The organism is Ensifer adhaerens (assembly GCF_002007205.1).
In the GTDB taxonomy this organism is placed as follows: Bacteria; Pseudomonadota; Alphaproteobacteria; order Rhizobiales; family Rhizobiaceae; genus Ensifer; species Ensifer adhaerens_D.
On the sequence record NZ_LAZS01000006.1, the window covers coordinates 321,316 to 337,752 of the forward strand.

Genomic DNA, 16,437 nt, shown 5'->3' on the forward strand with positions numbered 1-16,437 from the left:
CGGACTCCGCCGACGAGACATCGCGTCCGTGCGGCGAGAAGAAGGGCATCATGTTGAGGTTCATGACACCTGGCTCGGGAGCCATCCAACCCGGGCATCTCGGGGCGCATTCGGCCTGGATGGACCACCTCGATGAAAGCGACTATTTCGTCGAGACATGGCGCTGCGATCTGGCCAGCGGCGTCTTTCATCTCGGCCAGCGAACCGCCGCCCTGCTTGGCGCTTCCACCCAATCCTGCGGTATCGTCGATCTGGTGCGCGCCTATGACGGCCGGGATCGCGCGACCGTGCTCAACATCCTCGAGCAGGCAACCGCGTCGCCATCGTCGTTCTGCTTCACGGCGCTCGTGCGGTCGCCAGCCTTGAAGGCGGCACAGCTCTTCTGCGTCGGCCGGTCGCTGCTCGACGCGTCCACCGGCGAAAACATGCTGCAGGGCATTTTCGCCTTTCCGCGCGAGCGTCCGGCGCTTGACGCCTGAACGGACGGGTTGAATCCGCAGCCACCCCTTCCCTAGATTGATGGAGTGCCAAGGAGCCGGCCACGGCCGGCCTCTTGGCGCGAGACATCAGATAAGGAAGGAAACACCATGTCGCTGAAACCGCTGATCGCCGCACTCGCGCTTTCCGCCTGCCTCGGCTTTCCCGCAATGGCCGAAGACACCGGGCACGGCAGCATGCACCATGGGGCGACCGAGGCCGCGGCGCCGAAAGGCGACAGCTCGGCTTCGAGCAAGGCCTTTGCCGAAGCCAATGCCCGCATGCACAAGGACATGGACATCACCTACACCGGCAAGGCGGATATCGACTTCGTGCGCGGCATGATCGCCCACCATCAGGGCGCGATCGACATGGCCAAGGTGGAACTCGAATACGGCAAGGATGAAACCCTGCGCAAGCTGGCTGAGGACGTCATCAAGGCGCAGGAAGGCGAGATCAGGACGATGAAGGAGTGGCTCGCCAAGAACGGCGGCTAAACCGCAATCTCTCCGCCGCCAGGAAACACCGTCGCCAAGCCGGCGACGGATCGCCCATCAGGCAACGCGAGCCCGGGGCCTTGCAAGCTTGCCGCGCAGTTCCTCGACGACCGCCCGGCAATGGCAGCCTTCGATGTGATCGTTGACGAGGCCCATGGCCTGCATGAAGGCGTAGACCGTCGTCGGGCCGACGAAGGTCCAGCCGCGCTTCTTCAGATCCTTGGAGATGCGGGTCGAGGTCGGCGTCGTCGGATTGGCGACGATCGTCTCATAGGTCACCACATGCGGACGCTCGGCCGCCTGGGGCTCAAAGGACCAGAAATAGGCCGCCAGCGAACCGAACTCTTGCCTCAAGTCCTGGGCGCGACGGGCATTGTTGATCGTCGAGACGATCTTGCCGCAGTGGCGCACGATGCCGGTATCGGCAAGGCAGCGTTCGATATCCGCGTCGCCGAACTTTGCGACCGCGTCGAAATCGAAGCCGGCAAAGGCGGCGCGAAACGCCTCCCGCTTGCGCAGGATCGTCAGCCACGACAGGCCGGACTGGAAGCCTTCCAGGCAGATCTTCTCGAAGAGCCGGCGGTCGTCGGTGACGGGACGCCCCCATTCCTCGTCGTGATAGCGACGATAATCGTCGAGATTGCCCTGCCAGGCGCAGCGCAGAAATCCGTCCTCACCGATCACAATGCCCTTGGCCGTCATTGCCCTCTTTGCTCCATCCTGCTCATTTTCCTGCCTTTACCATTTGCAAACCAGATTCCTAAAGCAGCGGATAACCCTACCCAAAGCTTTATCGGCGCCGCCGCCTTTTAGCGAGGCGCCATTTACTATTCCGTCGCCCTCCAAATGACACGATCGCGCCATTGCCAAGGCGCAAACCGTCCGTTCGAGCGTTCCGCTCACCGGCAGACTGCGCCCCCTTCAGTGATTTTCGGCGAAAGGTAGCGAGTCCGTCCGATGTTGAAAAATTCTCTTCTTATAGCCGCCTCTCTTCTGACCCTCGTGGCCGGCCCGGCCGCAGCACAGGACCGGTATCAGAACAGGCCGCCCGTCGTCGTCAGTCCCGACCTCACCGCCCCCTGGGTGATGCAGCTCGGCGGGCAGCAGCCCCGGGCGCGGCAGGTGATCTACCGGCAGCAGATTCCGCAGGCCACCCGAAAACAGTATTATCAGCAGGGACAGGTCGCGAAACCCCAGGTCAAGCGCCGCGCCGTCAATCCGCTGATCCAGCCCGCCAATGCCATGCGCGCCCAGCGGCCGGTGAAATCGAAATTCGACCCGCAGTACCTGCCGCAGACGGTCGCCTATGAGAGCAAGGAAAAGCCGGGCACGATCGTCATCGATACCAACAACCGCTTCCTCTATCTGGTGACCGGCAACGGTGAGGCACGGCGCTATGGCGTCGGTGTCGGCAAGCCGGGCTTCGAATGGGCCGGCGCCCACAAGGTCACCCGCAAGGCGGAATGGCCGAGCTGGACGCCGCCGCAGGAGATGATCACCCGCGAGGCGGCCAAGGGCCATTACCTGCCGGCGCGCATGGACGGCGGCCCGGAAAATCCGCTCGGCGCACGCGCCATGTATCTCGGCTCGACGCTCTACCGCATCCACGGCACCAACGCGCCCTGGACGATCGGCTATGCCGTTTCCTCCGGCTGCATCCGCATGCGCAACGAAGACGTTGTCGATCTTTACGAGCGCGTGAAAGTGGGCACGAAGGTTATCGTCATCTAATTGCAGCACTGCATAGAATATTCCCCTCTCCTCACCCGTGTTGCTGTTGCCTATGCGTGATTTTCAGGCAACAGCAGCGTAAGGACAGGCAAGTTTTGTGATCACGTTTGATCTACCGGATGTATCGCGGGCTTGAACTTCGATGCGTTTTGCATAGCCTGCCTGCAACGAGGGTTTAGAGGGAATCGTAAATGAAGCGTCATGCCAGCAAAGTGGTCGCAATCGCGCTTGCGACCAGCACTATTCTTGTGGCCGCCAGCGCCTCGGCTTTCACGCCGGCACCGGTCGCAGGCCCCAAGGTCCAGTCGTCAGACATTGTACTCGTGGCCACTCCGAAGAAGCCGGCAAAACAATACTGGCGCACCAAGGTTCGCTTCCGCACCGACGAAGCCCCCGGCACGATCATCGTCGATACCAACAACAAGTTTCTCTACTACATCGACGGCCCGAACCGCGCGACGCGCTACGGCATCGGCGTCGGCCGTGACGGCTTCGGCTGGTCGGGTGTCGTGAAGGTTGGCCGCAAGGCCGAATGGCCGACCTGGACGCCGCCGGCGGAAATGCGCCGCCGCGAGGCCGCCAAGGGCCGCATCCTGCCGATCACCCAGGAAGGCGGCATCGACAACCCGCTCGGCGCCCGCGCCATGTATCTCTACAAGGGCGGCCGCGACACGATCTTCCGTATCCACGGCACCAACCAGCCCTGGACCATCGGCCAGAACATGTCGTCCGGCTGCATCCGCATGATGAACGAGGACGTGGAGCATCTCTACGACCGCGCCGACGTCGGCACCAAGGTCATCGTCATCGGCCCCGGCAGCAAGGCCGGCGATACCTATTTCGACGATCGCGGCGTCGATATTTTCCGCCAGATCTTTGGCGGCTGATACGCTGGAATACCGATCCAATGAAAAAGGCCGGCTCCCGAAAGGTGGCCGGCCTTTTCGTTTGCTTCAGAGCCCCTCAGGCTTCGCCCCGCCATAGGCCCAGTCGAGCAATTCGACCGTATGCAGGATGGGGATTTTGGTGCCGCTGGCGATCTGGGTGATGCAGCCGATATTGCCGGTCGCGATCGCATCGGGCTTGGTCGCCTCGATATTCCTGACCTTGCGGGCCTTCAGCTTCGCCGAGATTTCCGGCTGCAGGATGTTGTAGGTTCCGGCCGAACCGCAACAGAGGTGCCCTTCGGCCGGATCGCGGACAAGAAAACCGGCACGCTTCAGAAGCTGCTTCGGCGCTGTTGTGATCTTCTGGCCGTGCTGCATCGAGCAGGCGGAATGATAGGCGAGCGTCATGCCCCGCGCCTCCTGTTCGGGCAGGTCGAGGGTCGCCAGATACTCGGTGATGTCTTTTGCCAGTGCAGAGACCCGCGCAGCCTTTTCCGCATAGTCAGGATCGAGCCTGAGCATGTGGCCGTAGTCCTTGATCGTCGTGCCGCAGCCCGAAGCGGTAATGACGATGGCATCCAGCCCACCCTCGTCGGCAACCTTGAGCCAGGCATCGACATTGCGGCGGGCGGCTTCGAGCGCCTGGTTCTCGCGCCCCATGTGATGCACCAGGGCGCCACAGCAGCCTTCCCCGCTCGAGACGACCACCTCGACGCCGAAGCGCGTCAGCAGTCTGATCGTCGCCTCGTTGATCTCCGGCTTCAGCACCGGCTGGGCACAGCCGGAAAGAAGCGCCACCCGGCCGACACGTTTGTTCTTGGGCGAATGAACGCCGGGGATGGCCGAAGCCGAGGGCTCCGGCACCGAGCCCGGCGCCAGATCGAGCATCACGCCAAAGGTTTTCAGCAGCGGCATGCGCTTCATCAGCCCCGCGAAGGGCCGGGCAAGACCGGCCGCCTTCAGCGACAGGCGGAACCGCTGGGGATAGGGCAGCACTGCCGCGAGCACCGAACGCACCAGCCGGTCCTTGAACGGCCGCCTATAGGTCTTTTCGATATGCACGCGCGCATGGTCGACGAGGTGCATGTAATCGACCCCGGAGGGACAGGTGGTGGTGCAGGCCAGGCACGACAGACAGCGGTCGATATGGGTGACCGTTTCCTTGTCGGCCGCCCTGTCGTTCTCCAGCATGTCCTTGATGAGGTAGATGCGCCCGCGCGGGCTATCGAGCTCGTCGCCGAGCGTCACATAGGTGGGACAGGTCGCGGTGCAGAAGCCGCAATGCACGCACTTGCGCAGGATGGCCTCGGATTCGGCCACATGCGGATCGGCGAGCTGCGCGGGGGTGAAATTGGTCTGCAAGTGCGAACTCCACTCTTCGTCTGCGGAACCGGGCGCAGCGCGCCTCGGTCGATGCAACATTCTGATTTCGACTTCCGCCGTCTCCTGCTACCTGGCGGCCTAGACCATCCAGCTTTCAGGGTTGGTGATCGGCTCTTCGCGCGCCGCCCTCTGCAGGCCGACGACGCAGCGCACGACGATCCAGACGGCGGTGGCGATGAAGCCAAGGATGCCGACCAGCACCACCGTCAGCAACAGCGAGATCAACAGGAACAACAGCGAGATCCAAAAGGTCCGGATCGCCCAGACATAGTGCGTCTGGACCCAGGGCGCGCCCTTGCCGCGATTGAGATAGGCCATGACCACGCCGATGATCGGCGTGATCCCCACGGCAAAGCCGACGAGATAAAGGACATAGATCACCTGCACATTGATCTTGCCCGGTTCCAGCCAGCGATCGGTCTCCCGGGAGAACGGCGTCTGCGGACCTTTGTCGCTCATGCTTGTTTCTCCTGTTCCCTTGCGCAGGCGCTCAGGAAATCGCGGCCATGCGGCCGGGATTGAAGATCCGGTGCGGATCGAACTTCGCGCGGACGCGCTCGCTCAATTGTGCCACGGCCAAGGGTTGTGGTTCAAACGAAGGAATGGCGGCGCGATAGGCGTCCTCCGCCCTGACGAGGGTCGCGTGGCCGCCGCCGAGAACCTTGATGTAGCGGCGCACGAGCTCCGCTTCGGGATCGGCCTCCATGCGCAGCCAGACGAGGCCACCCTGCCAGTCGTAGAAGGCGTCGACCCCGGTCTGCAGCCGGAGCGCCGCCACCAGCTGATGGCCGAGCGACGGGGCGACGGACACGCGCCAGAGCGGCTTCTTCGTACCGTCGGCATAGGGTTTGACGTCGCGAATTTCAGCCCAGAGCGTCGATGTCTGCGACGCATCGAGCCGCGTCACCGCACCGAAGCGGCCGACCGCCTTCGCCAGCTTATCGGCCCGGAGCGCGACCGACGCCTCCAGCCCTTCGAGCCTGAGGACCGTCGCGGCGCCGTCCGGAAGACTGCCTTCGAGGAACCGTCCACGCACGCTTTCCGGCAGATGCGCGGCACCGGAAACTTCCACCGTCTGCGCCATCGCCTCGGCCATGACGGCCGCGGCTTCGGCATCGTTGAGGCCGGAGACCACAATGGTCTCGGCCGCCGGCGGCAGCGGCAGCACGCGGAAGGTGACTTCGGTGAGGATGCCGAGCGTGCCGTGCGAGCCGGCCAGAAGCTTGGCCAGATCGAGGCCGGTGACGTTCTTCATCACCCGACCGCCGGCCTTGATCGCCTCGCCCCCGCCGTTGACGAAGCGCACGCCGAGCAGGCTGTCGCGAGCGGCCCCTGAGACGTAGCGCCTGGGGCCGGACACATTGGCGGCAAAGACCCCGCCGATCGTCGGTTCTCCCGACGAGCCGAAAATCGGCCGATGGTCCATGGGTTCGAAGGCGAGCATCTGCCGGTTTTCGGCGAGCGCCGCCTCGATCTCGCGCAGCGGCGTCCCCGCAAGCGCGGTGATCGTCATCTCGGCGGGATTGTAGCTGACGATGCCCGACAAGCGGCGCGTCGACAGCACCCGGTCGGCGCGCACGGGATTGCCGAGGCCGGCGCGCGTGTTGCCGCCGATCACCGCGAGCGAGGCCCTGTCTGCCGCCATCGCGCGAACGACGGTCGCAATCCCCTCTTCGCTGGCCGGTTCGAAATGCACGATCATGCGGCGGGACGCCCTTCGAGCGGGAAGACCTTGGACGGGTTCAGGATCCATTGCGGATCGAAGGCGGCACGCGCCGCCATCTGCTGGTCGAGGTCGGTCTGTGTGTATTGATGCAGCATGAGGTCGCGCTTTTCGATACCGACGCCGTGTTCGCCGGTCAGGCAGCCGCCGGCATCGACGCAGAGCTTCAGGATATCGTTGCCGGCGGCCTCGGCGCGCGCCGCATCGTCGGGGTCGTTGATGTTGTAGAGGATCAGCGGATGCATGTTGCCGTCGCCAGCGTGGAACACATTGGCGACGCGAAGGCCGTAGCTGGCGACGATCTCGCCGGTGCGGGCGAGCACATGCGACAGCTGGCTGAGAGGCACGGTGCCATCCATGCAGATATAGTCGGCGATGCGACCGGTGGCGCCGAAGGCGGATTTCCGGCCCTTCCAGATCGCCGCCGCTTCCATGGCCGTCTGGCATTCCTTGATCGTCGCCACCCCATGGCGGCGTGCGACCGCGACGATGCTGGCGAGCATCGCATCCATCTCCGGCTCGGAGCCCTCGACCTCGACGATCAAGAGCGCCTCGACATCGAGCGGGTAGCCGGCATGGGCGAAGGCTTCGCAGATCTCGATCGCCGGCTTGTCCATGAACTCGATCGCGACCGGGATGATGCCGGAACCGATGACATCGGCGACGCAGGCGCCGGCCGCTTCCGAAGAGGAAAAACCGAAAAGCACCGGACGGGCTCCCTCCGGCTTGGCGATCAGCCGCACCGTCGCCTCGGCAACGATGCCGAGCTGGCCCTCGGAGCCGCAGACGAGACCGAGCAGATCATAGCCCGCCGCATCCAGCGCCTTGCCGCCGAGCTCGACGACGGTGCCGTCGAACAGCACCATCTTCACGCCGAGCAGATTGTTGGTGGTGACGCCATATTTCAGGCAATGGGCGCCGCCGGAATTCATGCCGATGTTGCCGCCGATCGTGCAGGCAAGCTGCGAGCTCGGGTCGGGCGCATAAAAGAAGCCGTCGGCGGAAACGGCCTCGGATATGTTGAGGTTGGTAACGCCCGCCTGGACGGTGGCCGTGCGGTTGAAAAGGTCGATGTCGAGAATGCGCGACATTTTCGAGAGACCGATGACGACCGCGTCCTCCTGCGGGATGGCTCCACCCGAAAGCGAGGTGCCGGCGCCGCGCGGCACGACCGGAACGCCGTAGCGGCTGCAATATCTGAGAAGGGCGGCCACCTGCTCTGTCGTCTCCGGCAGGGCGACGGCGAGCGGCATGCGGCGATAGGCGATGAAGGCATCGGTCTCGAAGGGCTTCAAGCCGCGCTCGTCGCTGATCAGGCAGCCCTCGGGCAAGAGGTCCGAGAGGTCGGCGACGATCTCGCGGCGCCGGGTGATAACAGCCTGTTTCGGTTGCAGAAAACCGATTGTCTCCGCCATCAGTCCCTCCCGCCGCGCATGGATTGGTTCATTTTCTTTACCACTAGGACAGAGCCCTCGCAAATGCTATTGAGCTTTTCCGTTTTGGAAACAATGGCAACGATTGATGACGAATTTAGGCGATCTTGAGATTTTTGCACGGGTCGTTTCCACCGGCAGTATGTCGGCAGCGGGGCGGGCGCTGGGGTTTTCCCCAGCTGTGATCTCCAAGCGTATCAAGAGGCTCGAAGATCGCCTCGGCACGCGGCTTTTGCAGCGCACGACACGCCAGATCTCGCTGACGGAAGCGGGTCAGGGCTTCTACGATCGGGTGCTCGGCATTCTGACCGGAATCGAGGAGGCCGAGGCCTATGCCTCGGGCCGGTCCTCCCATGCCATGGGGGTTTTGCGCATATCCGCCCCCACCTCCTTCGGCCGCATGCATATCGCACCGCATCTGACGAAATTCATGAAGGACCATCCGGACCTGAAGCTGCACATCGTGCTGACGGACGAGTTCACCGACATCGTCGCCGACGGGTTCGACATGGCGGTTCGGATCGGCGAACTGGTGGACTCGTCGCTCGTAGCAAGGAAGCTGGCACCCGTGCGCCGTCTGCTCTGCGCCTCGCCGGATTACATCGCCCGCAACGGCGCGCCGAAGGAGATCGGCGACCTCGCCAACCACCTCTGCCTGCCGGCGCACAACAACGACAACTGGAAGCTCGAAGGACCGGAGGGCGCACTGGTGTGGCACCCGGAGGGGCCGCTCGTTACCAACTCCTCGGAGATCGTGCGCGCCGCCGTCATCGCCGGGGCCGGCATTGCGCTGCGCTCCACCTGGGACATCGGCCCGGAACTGCGCAGCGGCCAACTGGTACAGGTGCTGCCGCAATGGGAGGGCTCCAAGCAGCTAACGCTTTCGGCGGTCTATCCGAGCCGCCAGTTCCTGCCGGCCAAGGTGCGCCTCTTCATCGACTACCTGGCCGGACTCTACGGGCCGATCCCCTACTGGGAGCAGTAGGCGGATCGAGATCCGCGCTCAGAGTTACTTGTGTTCGCCTTCCTCATGATGGCGGCGGATACGGCGCACGATCAACCACACGCCGGCAACGGCAAAGGGGACCGCGAGCCCGGTCAAAAGTCCTGGATCGATCGGCAGCTCATGGCTGACCGCCTTGGCGAGATAACCGAACAGTCCGACGACATAGTAGGAGATCGCCGCGACCGACAGGCCTTCGACCGTCTGCTGCAGGCGTAGCTGCAGCTTGGCGCGCCGGTCCATCGAATTCAAAAGCGCACTGTTCTGCCGCTCCAGTTCGACATCGACCCAGCTTCGAAGAAGTGCGGTGGCGCGAGCGAGCTTGCGCGACAGGTTGGCCTGGCGCTCCTCCACCGACTGGCAGGTGCGCATGGCCGGCGCCAGGCGCCGTTCGAGGAAGGTGCCGATGGTCTCGTAGCCCGGCTGCGGCGTTTCGGAGAGCGTGCGAATGCGCTCCTGGACGATGCCGTAATAGGCGCGGCTCGCGCCGAAGCGATAGAGGCTGAGCGCCGCACCGGCCTCGAGATCGGCGGCAAGCCGGGTGATTTCGGCCAGCATGTCGTCGGCTTCCTCGCGCACGTTCTCCTTCATGCGCTGCGTGATCCCTGTCAGGCCGTCCTCGGTCCGGCGGATTTCCGGCGACAGCGATTGCGCGAGCGGCAGGCCCATCATCGCCAGCGTGCGGTAGGTTTCGATATCGAGCAGGCGCTGGACGAGCGCGCCAGTACCGGCTTCGGTCATGCCGCGGTCGATCACCAGGATCTGGGTCAGGCCGTCGCCGTTCTGGCGGAAGTCGGTGACGATCACCGCCTGGCCGTTCTTGGTCTCGCTGTAACAGAGGCTGGTCGGGTCGAAGAGCTTGATCGCCTCGCGGGTGTCCGGCGTATCCGGCCTGATTTCGAGCCGGATGCCCGAGATCAGCGAGCCCGGCGGCGAGAAGCCGTCGCCGAAGGGATGGATCGGCACCTCGCCGCCGAACCGCTCCGGAGGCGGCGCGTCCCAGAAATAGGTGGAGAATTCGGTATGGCGCTCCCAACGCAGCGTACCCTGCCCCCAGGGCATGGCGTGATGGTTGGCGTCACGCCCGGGCGGGGCGATGCCGCGTGCGCGTGTCAGCTCCGACAGCACGGCGTGATCGACGATCGAGCCGCCGTCCGTCAGGAAGGCAAGCTGAAAGATCACCCGCGGCGTGGTCACCAGCGCGTAAGGGCGGGAATGGACCTCGCCCAAGGCCACGGCGCGCATCGGCGCCACCGGAAATGCAAAACTACCCTTTGCCACGAAGCGCTTGTCCCCCTCACGCGTTCATCACGACTTTCTTATCAACCGAAAGAGCAAAAGAACAAAGGACGCATTGCCGCAGTTTGACTTTTGTCAGTCGTATCCAATCGGGCGCCGCCGAGTGGACAATCAAATTGACCACTTGGCGCGACCTGCCTAGATTGCGGCCCTGATGGGATGAGACGCTGCGTTCGCTCCCCTTTCCACCGCTCTTGCCGCAGGCAACCCGACCACAGCGACGATTTCGGAGGAACCCGGCCGAAATCCTCGGGATCTGGAGACCAGACGTGACCGAAGACCAGATCGACCTTTTCGCCCGGATCAGCCACAGCCGCACGGCCGACGAGGTGGTGCAGCAGATCGAGCTTTTGATCCTCGAAGGCGTCTTGCGCGACGGCGACCGGCTGCCCGGCGAACGGGAACTCTCCAAGCGTTTCGACGTGTCGCGGCCGATTCTGCGCGAGGCGCTCAAGGAGCTTGAGGGGCGTGGCCTTGTCGAAAGCCGCCATGGCGGCGGGACCTTCGTTGCCGACGTCGTCGGGCAGATTTTTTCCAGGCCGCTGATCGATCTCATCGCCCGCCATCACAAGGCGACCCAGGATTATCTCGAGTACCGACGCGAGCTCGAGGGGCTGACCGCGGAACTGGCCGCCACCCGCGCCACGGATTACGACCGGGACATCCTGACGAGGATCATCGAGCGCATGCGCAAGGCGCATGCCGCCGGCGATTTCGACGCCGAACTCGAAGCCGATATCGAGCTGCACCAGGCGATCGGCGAAAGCGCCCACAACATCATTCTGCTGCACACGCTGCGCGCCTGCTACCGGCTGCTGCATCAGGGCATATTCTTCCATCGCAATTCGGTGTTCGACGCGCCGGGGGCCCGCGACCGGCTGCTTACCCAGCACGAAGCGATCTATGAGGCGATCATGGCAAGGGATCCGGCGCAGGCGAAGGCCGCTTCGCAGAGCCATATTGACTTCGTCGCCGCCGCTACCCGCGAGGCGGAACGCACCGGCGAATGGAACCGCATCGCCCGTTTGCGCATGCAGCAGCGCGACCGCGCGAGCTGACACGACGCGCCTGCGCCCCGCTGCGGCACCACTTCATAGCCGGCTCCCCGTCGCAACCGATCGCCTTTGTGATCTCGGTCTGTTCCAGGCGGCAACCAATCGTGATCTGAAACCAACGCACGGTTGTCATACGGTTTGTAAACGTGCCGCGAAAACACCATATCCTGTCGTATCCGGACCACAGTTCTGCCGAAAGCAGGCTGCATATCCGGCTGCCGCATGGCCGCGACATTTACACGCTACAGGACGCTGCCATACTGGCTTGAACAGCAAATAAGATCACTGATTCGCCGAGAGGAGCACAGACGACCTTGAACTTCTTGAACAGGCTCGCATCCGATGTCCAATTGATGCTGCGTCGCCCGGCGCGCATGCAGTATGCCGCACTCTGCTATCGGATCCGCAAGAAGACCAAGGCCCTCGAAATCCTCCTGATCACCAGCCGCGATACCGGCCGCTGGGTCATCCCCAAGGGATGGCCGATGCAGGGCAAGCGCGCCCATGAAGTGGCGGAGCGCGAAGCCTACGAGGAAGCCGGCGTCAAGGGGCATGTGCAGAAGGCGACTGCCGGCTACTATCTCTATCAGAAACGCATGGACCACGGCCTCAAGATTTCGGTCAAGGTGCAGGTCCACGCGCTGGAAGTCGACGATCTCTGCAAGCACTTCCCCGAGGAAGGGCGCCGGCAGCTCGAATGGGTCGACTACAAGGAAGCGGCCTCGCGGGTCGACGAGCCTTCGCTGAAAGACCTCATCATGGCCTTCGGCGAGCGCATGAATGTGCCGTCGGGTCCGATGCCAAAGGCCGCGAACGGCTAGTCTTCCCAAGCAATTGTCGATGCCATCGGGAGCCTGAACGCGAGTTCCCGCCACGTTCGGCACCGATGCTCATCAAATCCCCTTGAATGCGTGTTGCTGTGGCCTTAGTGGCCGTGGTGACAATGGAGTTCCCGGCAGTGGCCAATCCGCGCGCACGCCTCGCGAAGCAAACGATCGACAAAGACCTCGACAAGCTCAGCCTTGCCGAGGAAGCCTCGCAGCATGTGCGGCGGAGCCTCGCGGCACCGGCGCTTGCCGGGTTGTTCCTGCTTTTGAGCATGGCCTTTGCCGCGAGCTTCGTGACGAGTTCCGCAAGCGCGCCGATCATCATCGCCGCAGCTGCAATCGCCGGCTACATGGCCATGAACATCGGCGCCAACGACGTGACCAACAACGTTGGCGCGGCCGTCGGCGCCAAGGCGATGTCGATGGCAACCGCGCTTGCGATTGCGGCGGTCTTCGAGATTGCCGGCGCGATGCTTGCCGGCCGGCAGGTCGCATTGACCATCGAAGCGGGCATCGTCTACGGCGAAGACGTGCTCGGTCCGCAGGCAATCGTCTGGATCATGATGTCGGCCCTCGCCTCCGCTGCCGCCTGGATCAATATCGCCACCTATTCCGGCGCGCCGGTCTCGACCACGCACTCGATCATTGGTGGCATCGTCGGCGCCGGCATCGCCGCCGCCGGCTTTTCCAGCGTCCAATGGTGGTCGCTCGCCGGCATCACGCTCAGCTGGTCGGTCTCGCCGCTGCTCGGCGGCGCTATCGCCGCCGCCTTCCTCGCCTTCCTCAAGGAATTCATCATCTACCGCGAGGACAAGATCGCCGCCGCAAGACGATGGATGCCTGTCATTCTCGGAGTGACCGCCGGTTGTTTTACCGCCTACCTCGCCGTTATCGGACTGGTGCAGGTGGCCGCGATCAGCCTGCCGACGAGTCTTGCGGCCGGCCTTGTCGCTGGCGTGGCAGTCTATCTGCAGGCGAAACCATGGATCTACCGGCAATCGGAAGGTCTCGACAACCGCAACCAGTCGCTGCGCAAGCTCTTCCGGCTGCCGTTGATCGTGGCCGCCGCCCTGCTCTCTTTCGCGCACGGCGCCAACGACGTCTCGAACGCGATCGGTCCCCTGTCGGCGATCGTTTCGGCACTCGACGGGGTGATCACGACGGAAAAGTCACCGGCCCCGCTCTGGGAACTGGCGATCGGTGCGCTCGGCATTTCGATCGGCCTTCTGCTCTACGGTCCGAAGCTCATCCGCGTCGTCGGCCAGGAGATCACCAAGCTCAATCCGATGCGCGCCTTCTGCGTGGCGCTCGCAACCGCGGTCACCGTGCTGCTCGCATCGGCGCTCGGCCTGCCGATCAGCTCGACGCACACGGCCGTGGGCGCCGTCTTCGGCGTCGGCTTCTTCCGCGAATGGTACATCCGCAATTCCAAGCGGCGGCTCGAATATGTCCGGCAACGGACAGGACAAACCGATTTCATGGAATCGGCGGAAACGAATTTTGCCGAGGTGCGCCGTCGGCGCCTCGTCCGCCGCTCGCATTTCCTGACGATCGTCGGCGCCTGGGTCATCACCGTCCCGGCCTCGGCGGCGCTGTCGGCCGTGCTCTATTTCATCCTCTCCGGCATTTTCATGTGAAGGTTTCTCTGTGCGCGCCAATTTTCGCATGCAGCGACTGTTTGTCGAACATCCCCTCAAGACGGGCTTGGCTCACGAAGCGAGCAAGGAACAGTTCAATTACCTGGTGAACGTGCTGCGCTACGAAGAGGGTGCCTCGATCCTCGTCTTCAACGGGCGCGACGGCGAGTGGCGGGCCGAGCTTTCCTTCGCAGCCAAGAAGAAGCTGGTTCTGACATCCGTCGAGCAGACGCGCCCGCAGCCGCAGCCCTGCGATCTCGTCTATCTCTTTGCGCCGCTCAAGGTCGGGCGGCTCGACTATCTGGTGCAGAAGGCCGTCGAGATGGGCGCCGGCGTGCTGCAGCCGGTCATGACCCAGCATGTACAGGGCAAGCTCGGCAACATCGAGCGGGTTCGGGCCAACGTCATCGAGGCCGCCGAACAATGCGGCGTGCTCGGCATTCCCGATGTCGAGGAACCGCGCCGGCTCGAGGACGTGCTTGCGACCTGGCAGGGCGACCGGCGCATCATCTTCTGCGACGAAGGCAGCGACAGCCAGAATCCTCTTCCGATCCTTGCCGGCATCAAGGAAAAGAAACTCGCTCTGCTGATCGGCCCGGAAGGCGGCTTTTCCGAAGCCGAGCGCACGCTGCTCGGCAGCCTCGATTTCGTCACCGCCATTCCGCTCGGGCCCCGTATCCTCAGGGCCGACACCGCAGCCGTCGCCGCCATGGCGGTCATCCAGGCCACTGTCGGCGACTGGCGATAGCCGGTCGCTCCGGGGCAAATCAAGCGTCGCGCGCTCCCCTAGAAGAAGAGAACCGGTGAAACAAGGCAGGGTTGGGTCGACGATAGCCACTTCCACGGTGCTTGCTCCAACGCAAGCAAATGTCCTACTTTTTTTGATGAGATCTTGAAAGAAATTGACTTGCACCGCACCTGATTACGGTTCAAGCAGCCTCCATCAACTCCCGCTGACCTGCGGGAGCCGCCCAAACAAAAGAAGACGCTCATGGCCCGAGATACCACCGACCAGACGCCGGTAACCTCTGTCGCTGACCTGACCGCCTACCTGGCAGAAGGTTCGAAACCGGAGGAGCGGTTCCGGATCGGCACGGAGCACGAAAAGTTCGCCTTCTTTAAGGCGGACAACAGCCCCGTCCCCTATTTCGGCGAGGCGAGCATCCAGGCGCTTCTGAACGGCATGGCGGCGAAAAGCGGCTGGGAACCGATCGTCGACGAAGGCAACATCATCGGCCTTGCCGAGCAGTCGGGCAACGGCGCAATCTCGCTGGAACCGGGTGGACAGTTCGAGCTTTCCGGCGCGCCACTCGAAAACCTGCACCAGACCTGCAAGGAATCGAACCAGCACCTGGCTGTGCTGCGCGAAGTCGCCGAGCCGCTCGGCATCCGTTTCCTCGGCATCGGCGGCAGCCCCAAGTGGACCTTTGATGAAACCCCGCGCATGCCGAAATCGCGCTACGGCATCATGAGCCGCTACATGCCCAAGGTCGGCACCCGGGGCCTCGACATGATGTATCGCACCTGCACAATCCAGGTGAACCTCGACTTCTCCTCGGAAGAGGACATGCGTCGCAAGATGCAGGTGTCGTTGAAGCTGCAGCCGCTCTCGACCGCGCTGTTTGCAAGCTCGCCCTTTACCGACGGCAAGCCGAACGGGCTGCTCTCCTGGCGCGGCGACATCTGGCGCGACACCGACAACCAGCGCGCCGGCCTGCTGCCCTCCGCCTTCCGTCCGGATTTCGGCTTTGCCGACTACGTGGAATGGGCGCTTGACGTGCCGATGTACTTCGTCGTGCGCGACGGCCACTACCACGACTGCACCCACATCACCTTCCGCCAGTTCATGGGCGGCGCGCTCAAGGGCGAGATCGCCGACTGGCAGCCGAACATGGGCGACTGGACCAACCATCTCTCGACGCTGTTCCCGGACGTGCGGCTGAAGCGCTTCCTCGAAATGCGCGGCGCCGATGGCGGCCCGTGGCGGCGGATCTGCGCGCTGCCGGCCTTCTGGGTCGGCCTGCTCTACGACCGCGAGGCGCTCGACGCCGCCGACGCGCTGACGCGCGACTGGACCTTCGAAGAGGTGAGCGCCATGCGCGATCAGGTGCCCGTGCAGGCGCTTGCGACCAAGTTCCGCACTGGCACGCTTTACGACGTCGCCCGCGAGGTCATCGCCATTTCCCGTGGCGGCCTGAAGCGCCGCAACCGGTTGAACGGCGACGGCATCGACGAGAGCCAGTTCCTGGCGCCGCTCGACGAGGTGCTCGCCAAGAAGGCGACGCTCGCGGAAGACCTCTTGGCGCTCTACAATGGCCGCTGGAAAGGCTCTGTGGATCCAGTCTTCGCCGAATACCAGTACTAAGGCCGGACAGGCGCGCGGCGGCTGTCGCGGCCCTCTCAAAAAGCGGTTCCCAGGTCCCGATTTCCCGTTATAGTGCAAGGATATGCGTCGCATTGAGCGCCGCGCGTCCATAAAGGGGAA

16 protein-coding genes are annotated in these 16,437 nt (G+C 63.8%); 10 read left to right on the forward strand and 6 right to left on the reverse strand.

Translation table 11 applies throughout. The features are described 5' to 3' along the window. Positions 1–50: 50 nt before the first annotated feature. Both XB14_RS14195 and XB14_RS14200 read left to right on the forward strand, forming a co-directional pair. Positions 51–479 carry a hypothetical protein gene (locus XB14_RS14195; protein ID WP_077962918.1) on the forward strand — a complete coding sequence of 143 codons (429 nt, stop codon included), beginning with the start codon at positions 51–53 and terminating at the stop codon, positions 477–479. Between the two features lie 108 nt (positions 480–587). Next, complete coding sequence (locus tag XB14_RS14200) at positions 588–974, forward strand: DUF305 domain-containing protein (protein WP_077962250.1); 387 nt, start codon at positions 588–590, stop codon at positions 972–974. 57 nt (positions 975–1,031) lie between these two features. Here XB14_RS14200 and XB14_RS14205 read toward each other — a convergent pair whose 3' ends face one another. Beyond that, the gene (locus tag XB14_RS14205) at positions 1,032–1,676 is read right to left on the reverse strand and encodes a DNA-3-methyladenine glycosylase I (RefSeq protein WP_077962251.1); all 645 of its coding nucleotides are present in this window, start codon (positions 1,674–1,676) and stop codon (positions 1,032–1,034) included. Positions 1,677–1,931: 255 nt separating this feature from the next. On the opposite strand from XB14_RS14205, the gene XB14_RS14210 reads away from it, so the two are divergent. After that, on the forward strand, positions 1,932–2,705 hold the full coding sequence (locus XB14_RS14210) for a L,D-transpeptidase (protein ID WP_077962252.1): 774 nt from the start codon (positions 1,932–1,934) through the stop codon (positions 2,703–2,705). 191 nt (positions 2,706–2,896) lie between these two features. Then, positions 2,897–3,592 (forward strand): L,D-transpeptidase, encoded by a 696-nt coding sequence (locus tag XB14_RS14215; protein WP_077962253.1) that lies wholly within the window; start codon positions 2,897–2,899, stop codon positions 3,590–3,592. Positions 3,593–3,658: 66 nt separating this feature from the next. On the opposite strand, the gene glcF is transcribed toward XB14_RS14215, so the two are convergent. Genes glcF through XB14_RS14235 form a run of 4 tightly spaced genes read right to left on the reverse strand, consistent with a single transcriptional unit; the run spans position 3,659 to position 8,113 of the window. After that, positions 3,659–5,014, reverse strand: coding sequence for a glycolate oxidase subunit GlcF (gene glcF / locus XB14_RS14220; protein WP_077962254.1), 1,356 nt, complete (start codon positions 5,012–5,014; stop codon positions 3,659–3,661). A 39-nt stretch (positions 5,015–5,053) separates the two neighbouring features. Further along, positions 5,054–5,434, reverse strand: coding sequence for a DUF4870 family protein (locus tag XB14_RS14225; protein WP_077962255.1), 381 nt, complete (start codon positions 5,432–5,434; stop codon positions 5,054–5,056). Between the two features lie 31 nt (positions 5,435–5,465). After that, the gene (gene glcE, locus XB14_RS14230; protein WP_077962256.1) at positions 5,466–6,677 is read right to left on the reverse strand and encodes a glycolate oxidase subunit GlcE; all 1,212 of its coding nucleotides are present in this window, start codon (positions 6,675–6,677) and stop codon (positions 5,466–5,468) included. Then, positions 6,674–8,113 carry an FAD-linked oxidase C-terminal domain-containing protein gene (locus XB14_RS14235; RefSeq protein ID WP_077962257.1) on the reverse strand — a complete coding sequence of 480 codons (1,440 nt, stop codon included), beginning with the start codon at positions 8,111–8,113 and terminating at the stop codon, positions 6,674–6,676. Before XB14_RS14235 ends, glcE begins: the two co-directional genes overlap by 4 nt. 106 nt (positions 8,114–8,219) lie before the next feature. Here XB14_RS14235 and XB14_RS14240 point away from each other — a divergent pair, with 106 nt between their 5' ends. Further along, a complete protein-coding gene (locus XB14_RS14240) occupies positions 8,220–9,116 on the forward strand; it encodes a LysR family transcriptional regulator (RefSeq protein WP_077962258.1) in 897 nt (298 codons plus the stop codon). Positions 9,117–9,140: 24 nt separating this feature from the next. Here the strand turns inward: XB14_RS14240 and XB14_RS14245 are convergent, their stop codons facing one another. After that, a complete protein-coding gene (locus XB14_RS14245; RefSeq protein WP_419178596.1) occupies positions 9,141–10,379 on the reverse strand; it encodes a DUF3422 family protein in 1,239 nt (412 codons plus the stop codon). 323 nt (positions 10,380–10,702) lie between these two features. On the opposite strand from XB14_RS14245, the gene XB14_RS14250 reads away from it, so the two are divergent. The 5 genes from XB14_RS14250 (at position 10,703) to XB14_RS14270 (ending at position 16,317) form a co-directional block, all read left to right on the forward strand. Then, positions 10,703–11,491, forward strand: a complete 789-nt coding sequence (locus XB14_RS14250) for a FadR/GntR family transcriptional regulator (RefSeq protein ID WP_077962260.1) — start codon at positions 10,703–10,705, stop codon at positions 11,489–11,491. 311 nt (positions 11,492–11,802) lie between these two features. Beyond that, complete coding sequence (locus XB14_RS14255; RefSeq protein WP_077962261.1) at positions 11,803–12,309, forward strand: NUDIX hydrolase; 507 nt, start codon at positions 11,803–11,805, stop codon at positions 12,307–12,309. Positions 12,310–12,446: 137 nt separating this feature from the next. Further along, positions 12,447–13,952, forward strand: coding sequence for an inorganic phosphate transporter (locus tag XB14_RS14260; RefSeq protein WP_077962919.1), 1,506 nt, complete (start codon positions 12,447–12,449; stop codon positions 13,950–13,952). 10 nt (positions 13,953–13,962) lie between these two features. Then, the gene (locus tag XB14_RS14265; protein WP_077962262.1) at positions 13,963–14,700 is read left to right on the forward strand and encodes a 16S rRNA (uracil(1498)-N(3))-methyltransferase; all 738 of its coding nucleotides are present in this window, start codon (positions 13,963–13,965) and stop codon (positions 14,698–14,700) included. A gap of 243 nt (positions 14,701–14,943) precedes the next feature. Further along, positions 14,944–16,317 carry a glutamate--cysteine ligase gene (locus XB14_RS14270; RefSeq protein WP_077962263.1) on the forward strand — a complete coding sequence of 458 codons (1,374 nt, stop codon included), beginning with the start codon at positions 14,944–14,946 and terminating at the stop codon, positions 16,315–16,317. Positions 16,318–16,437: the final 120 nt, after the last annotated feature.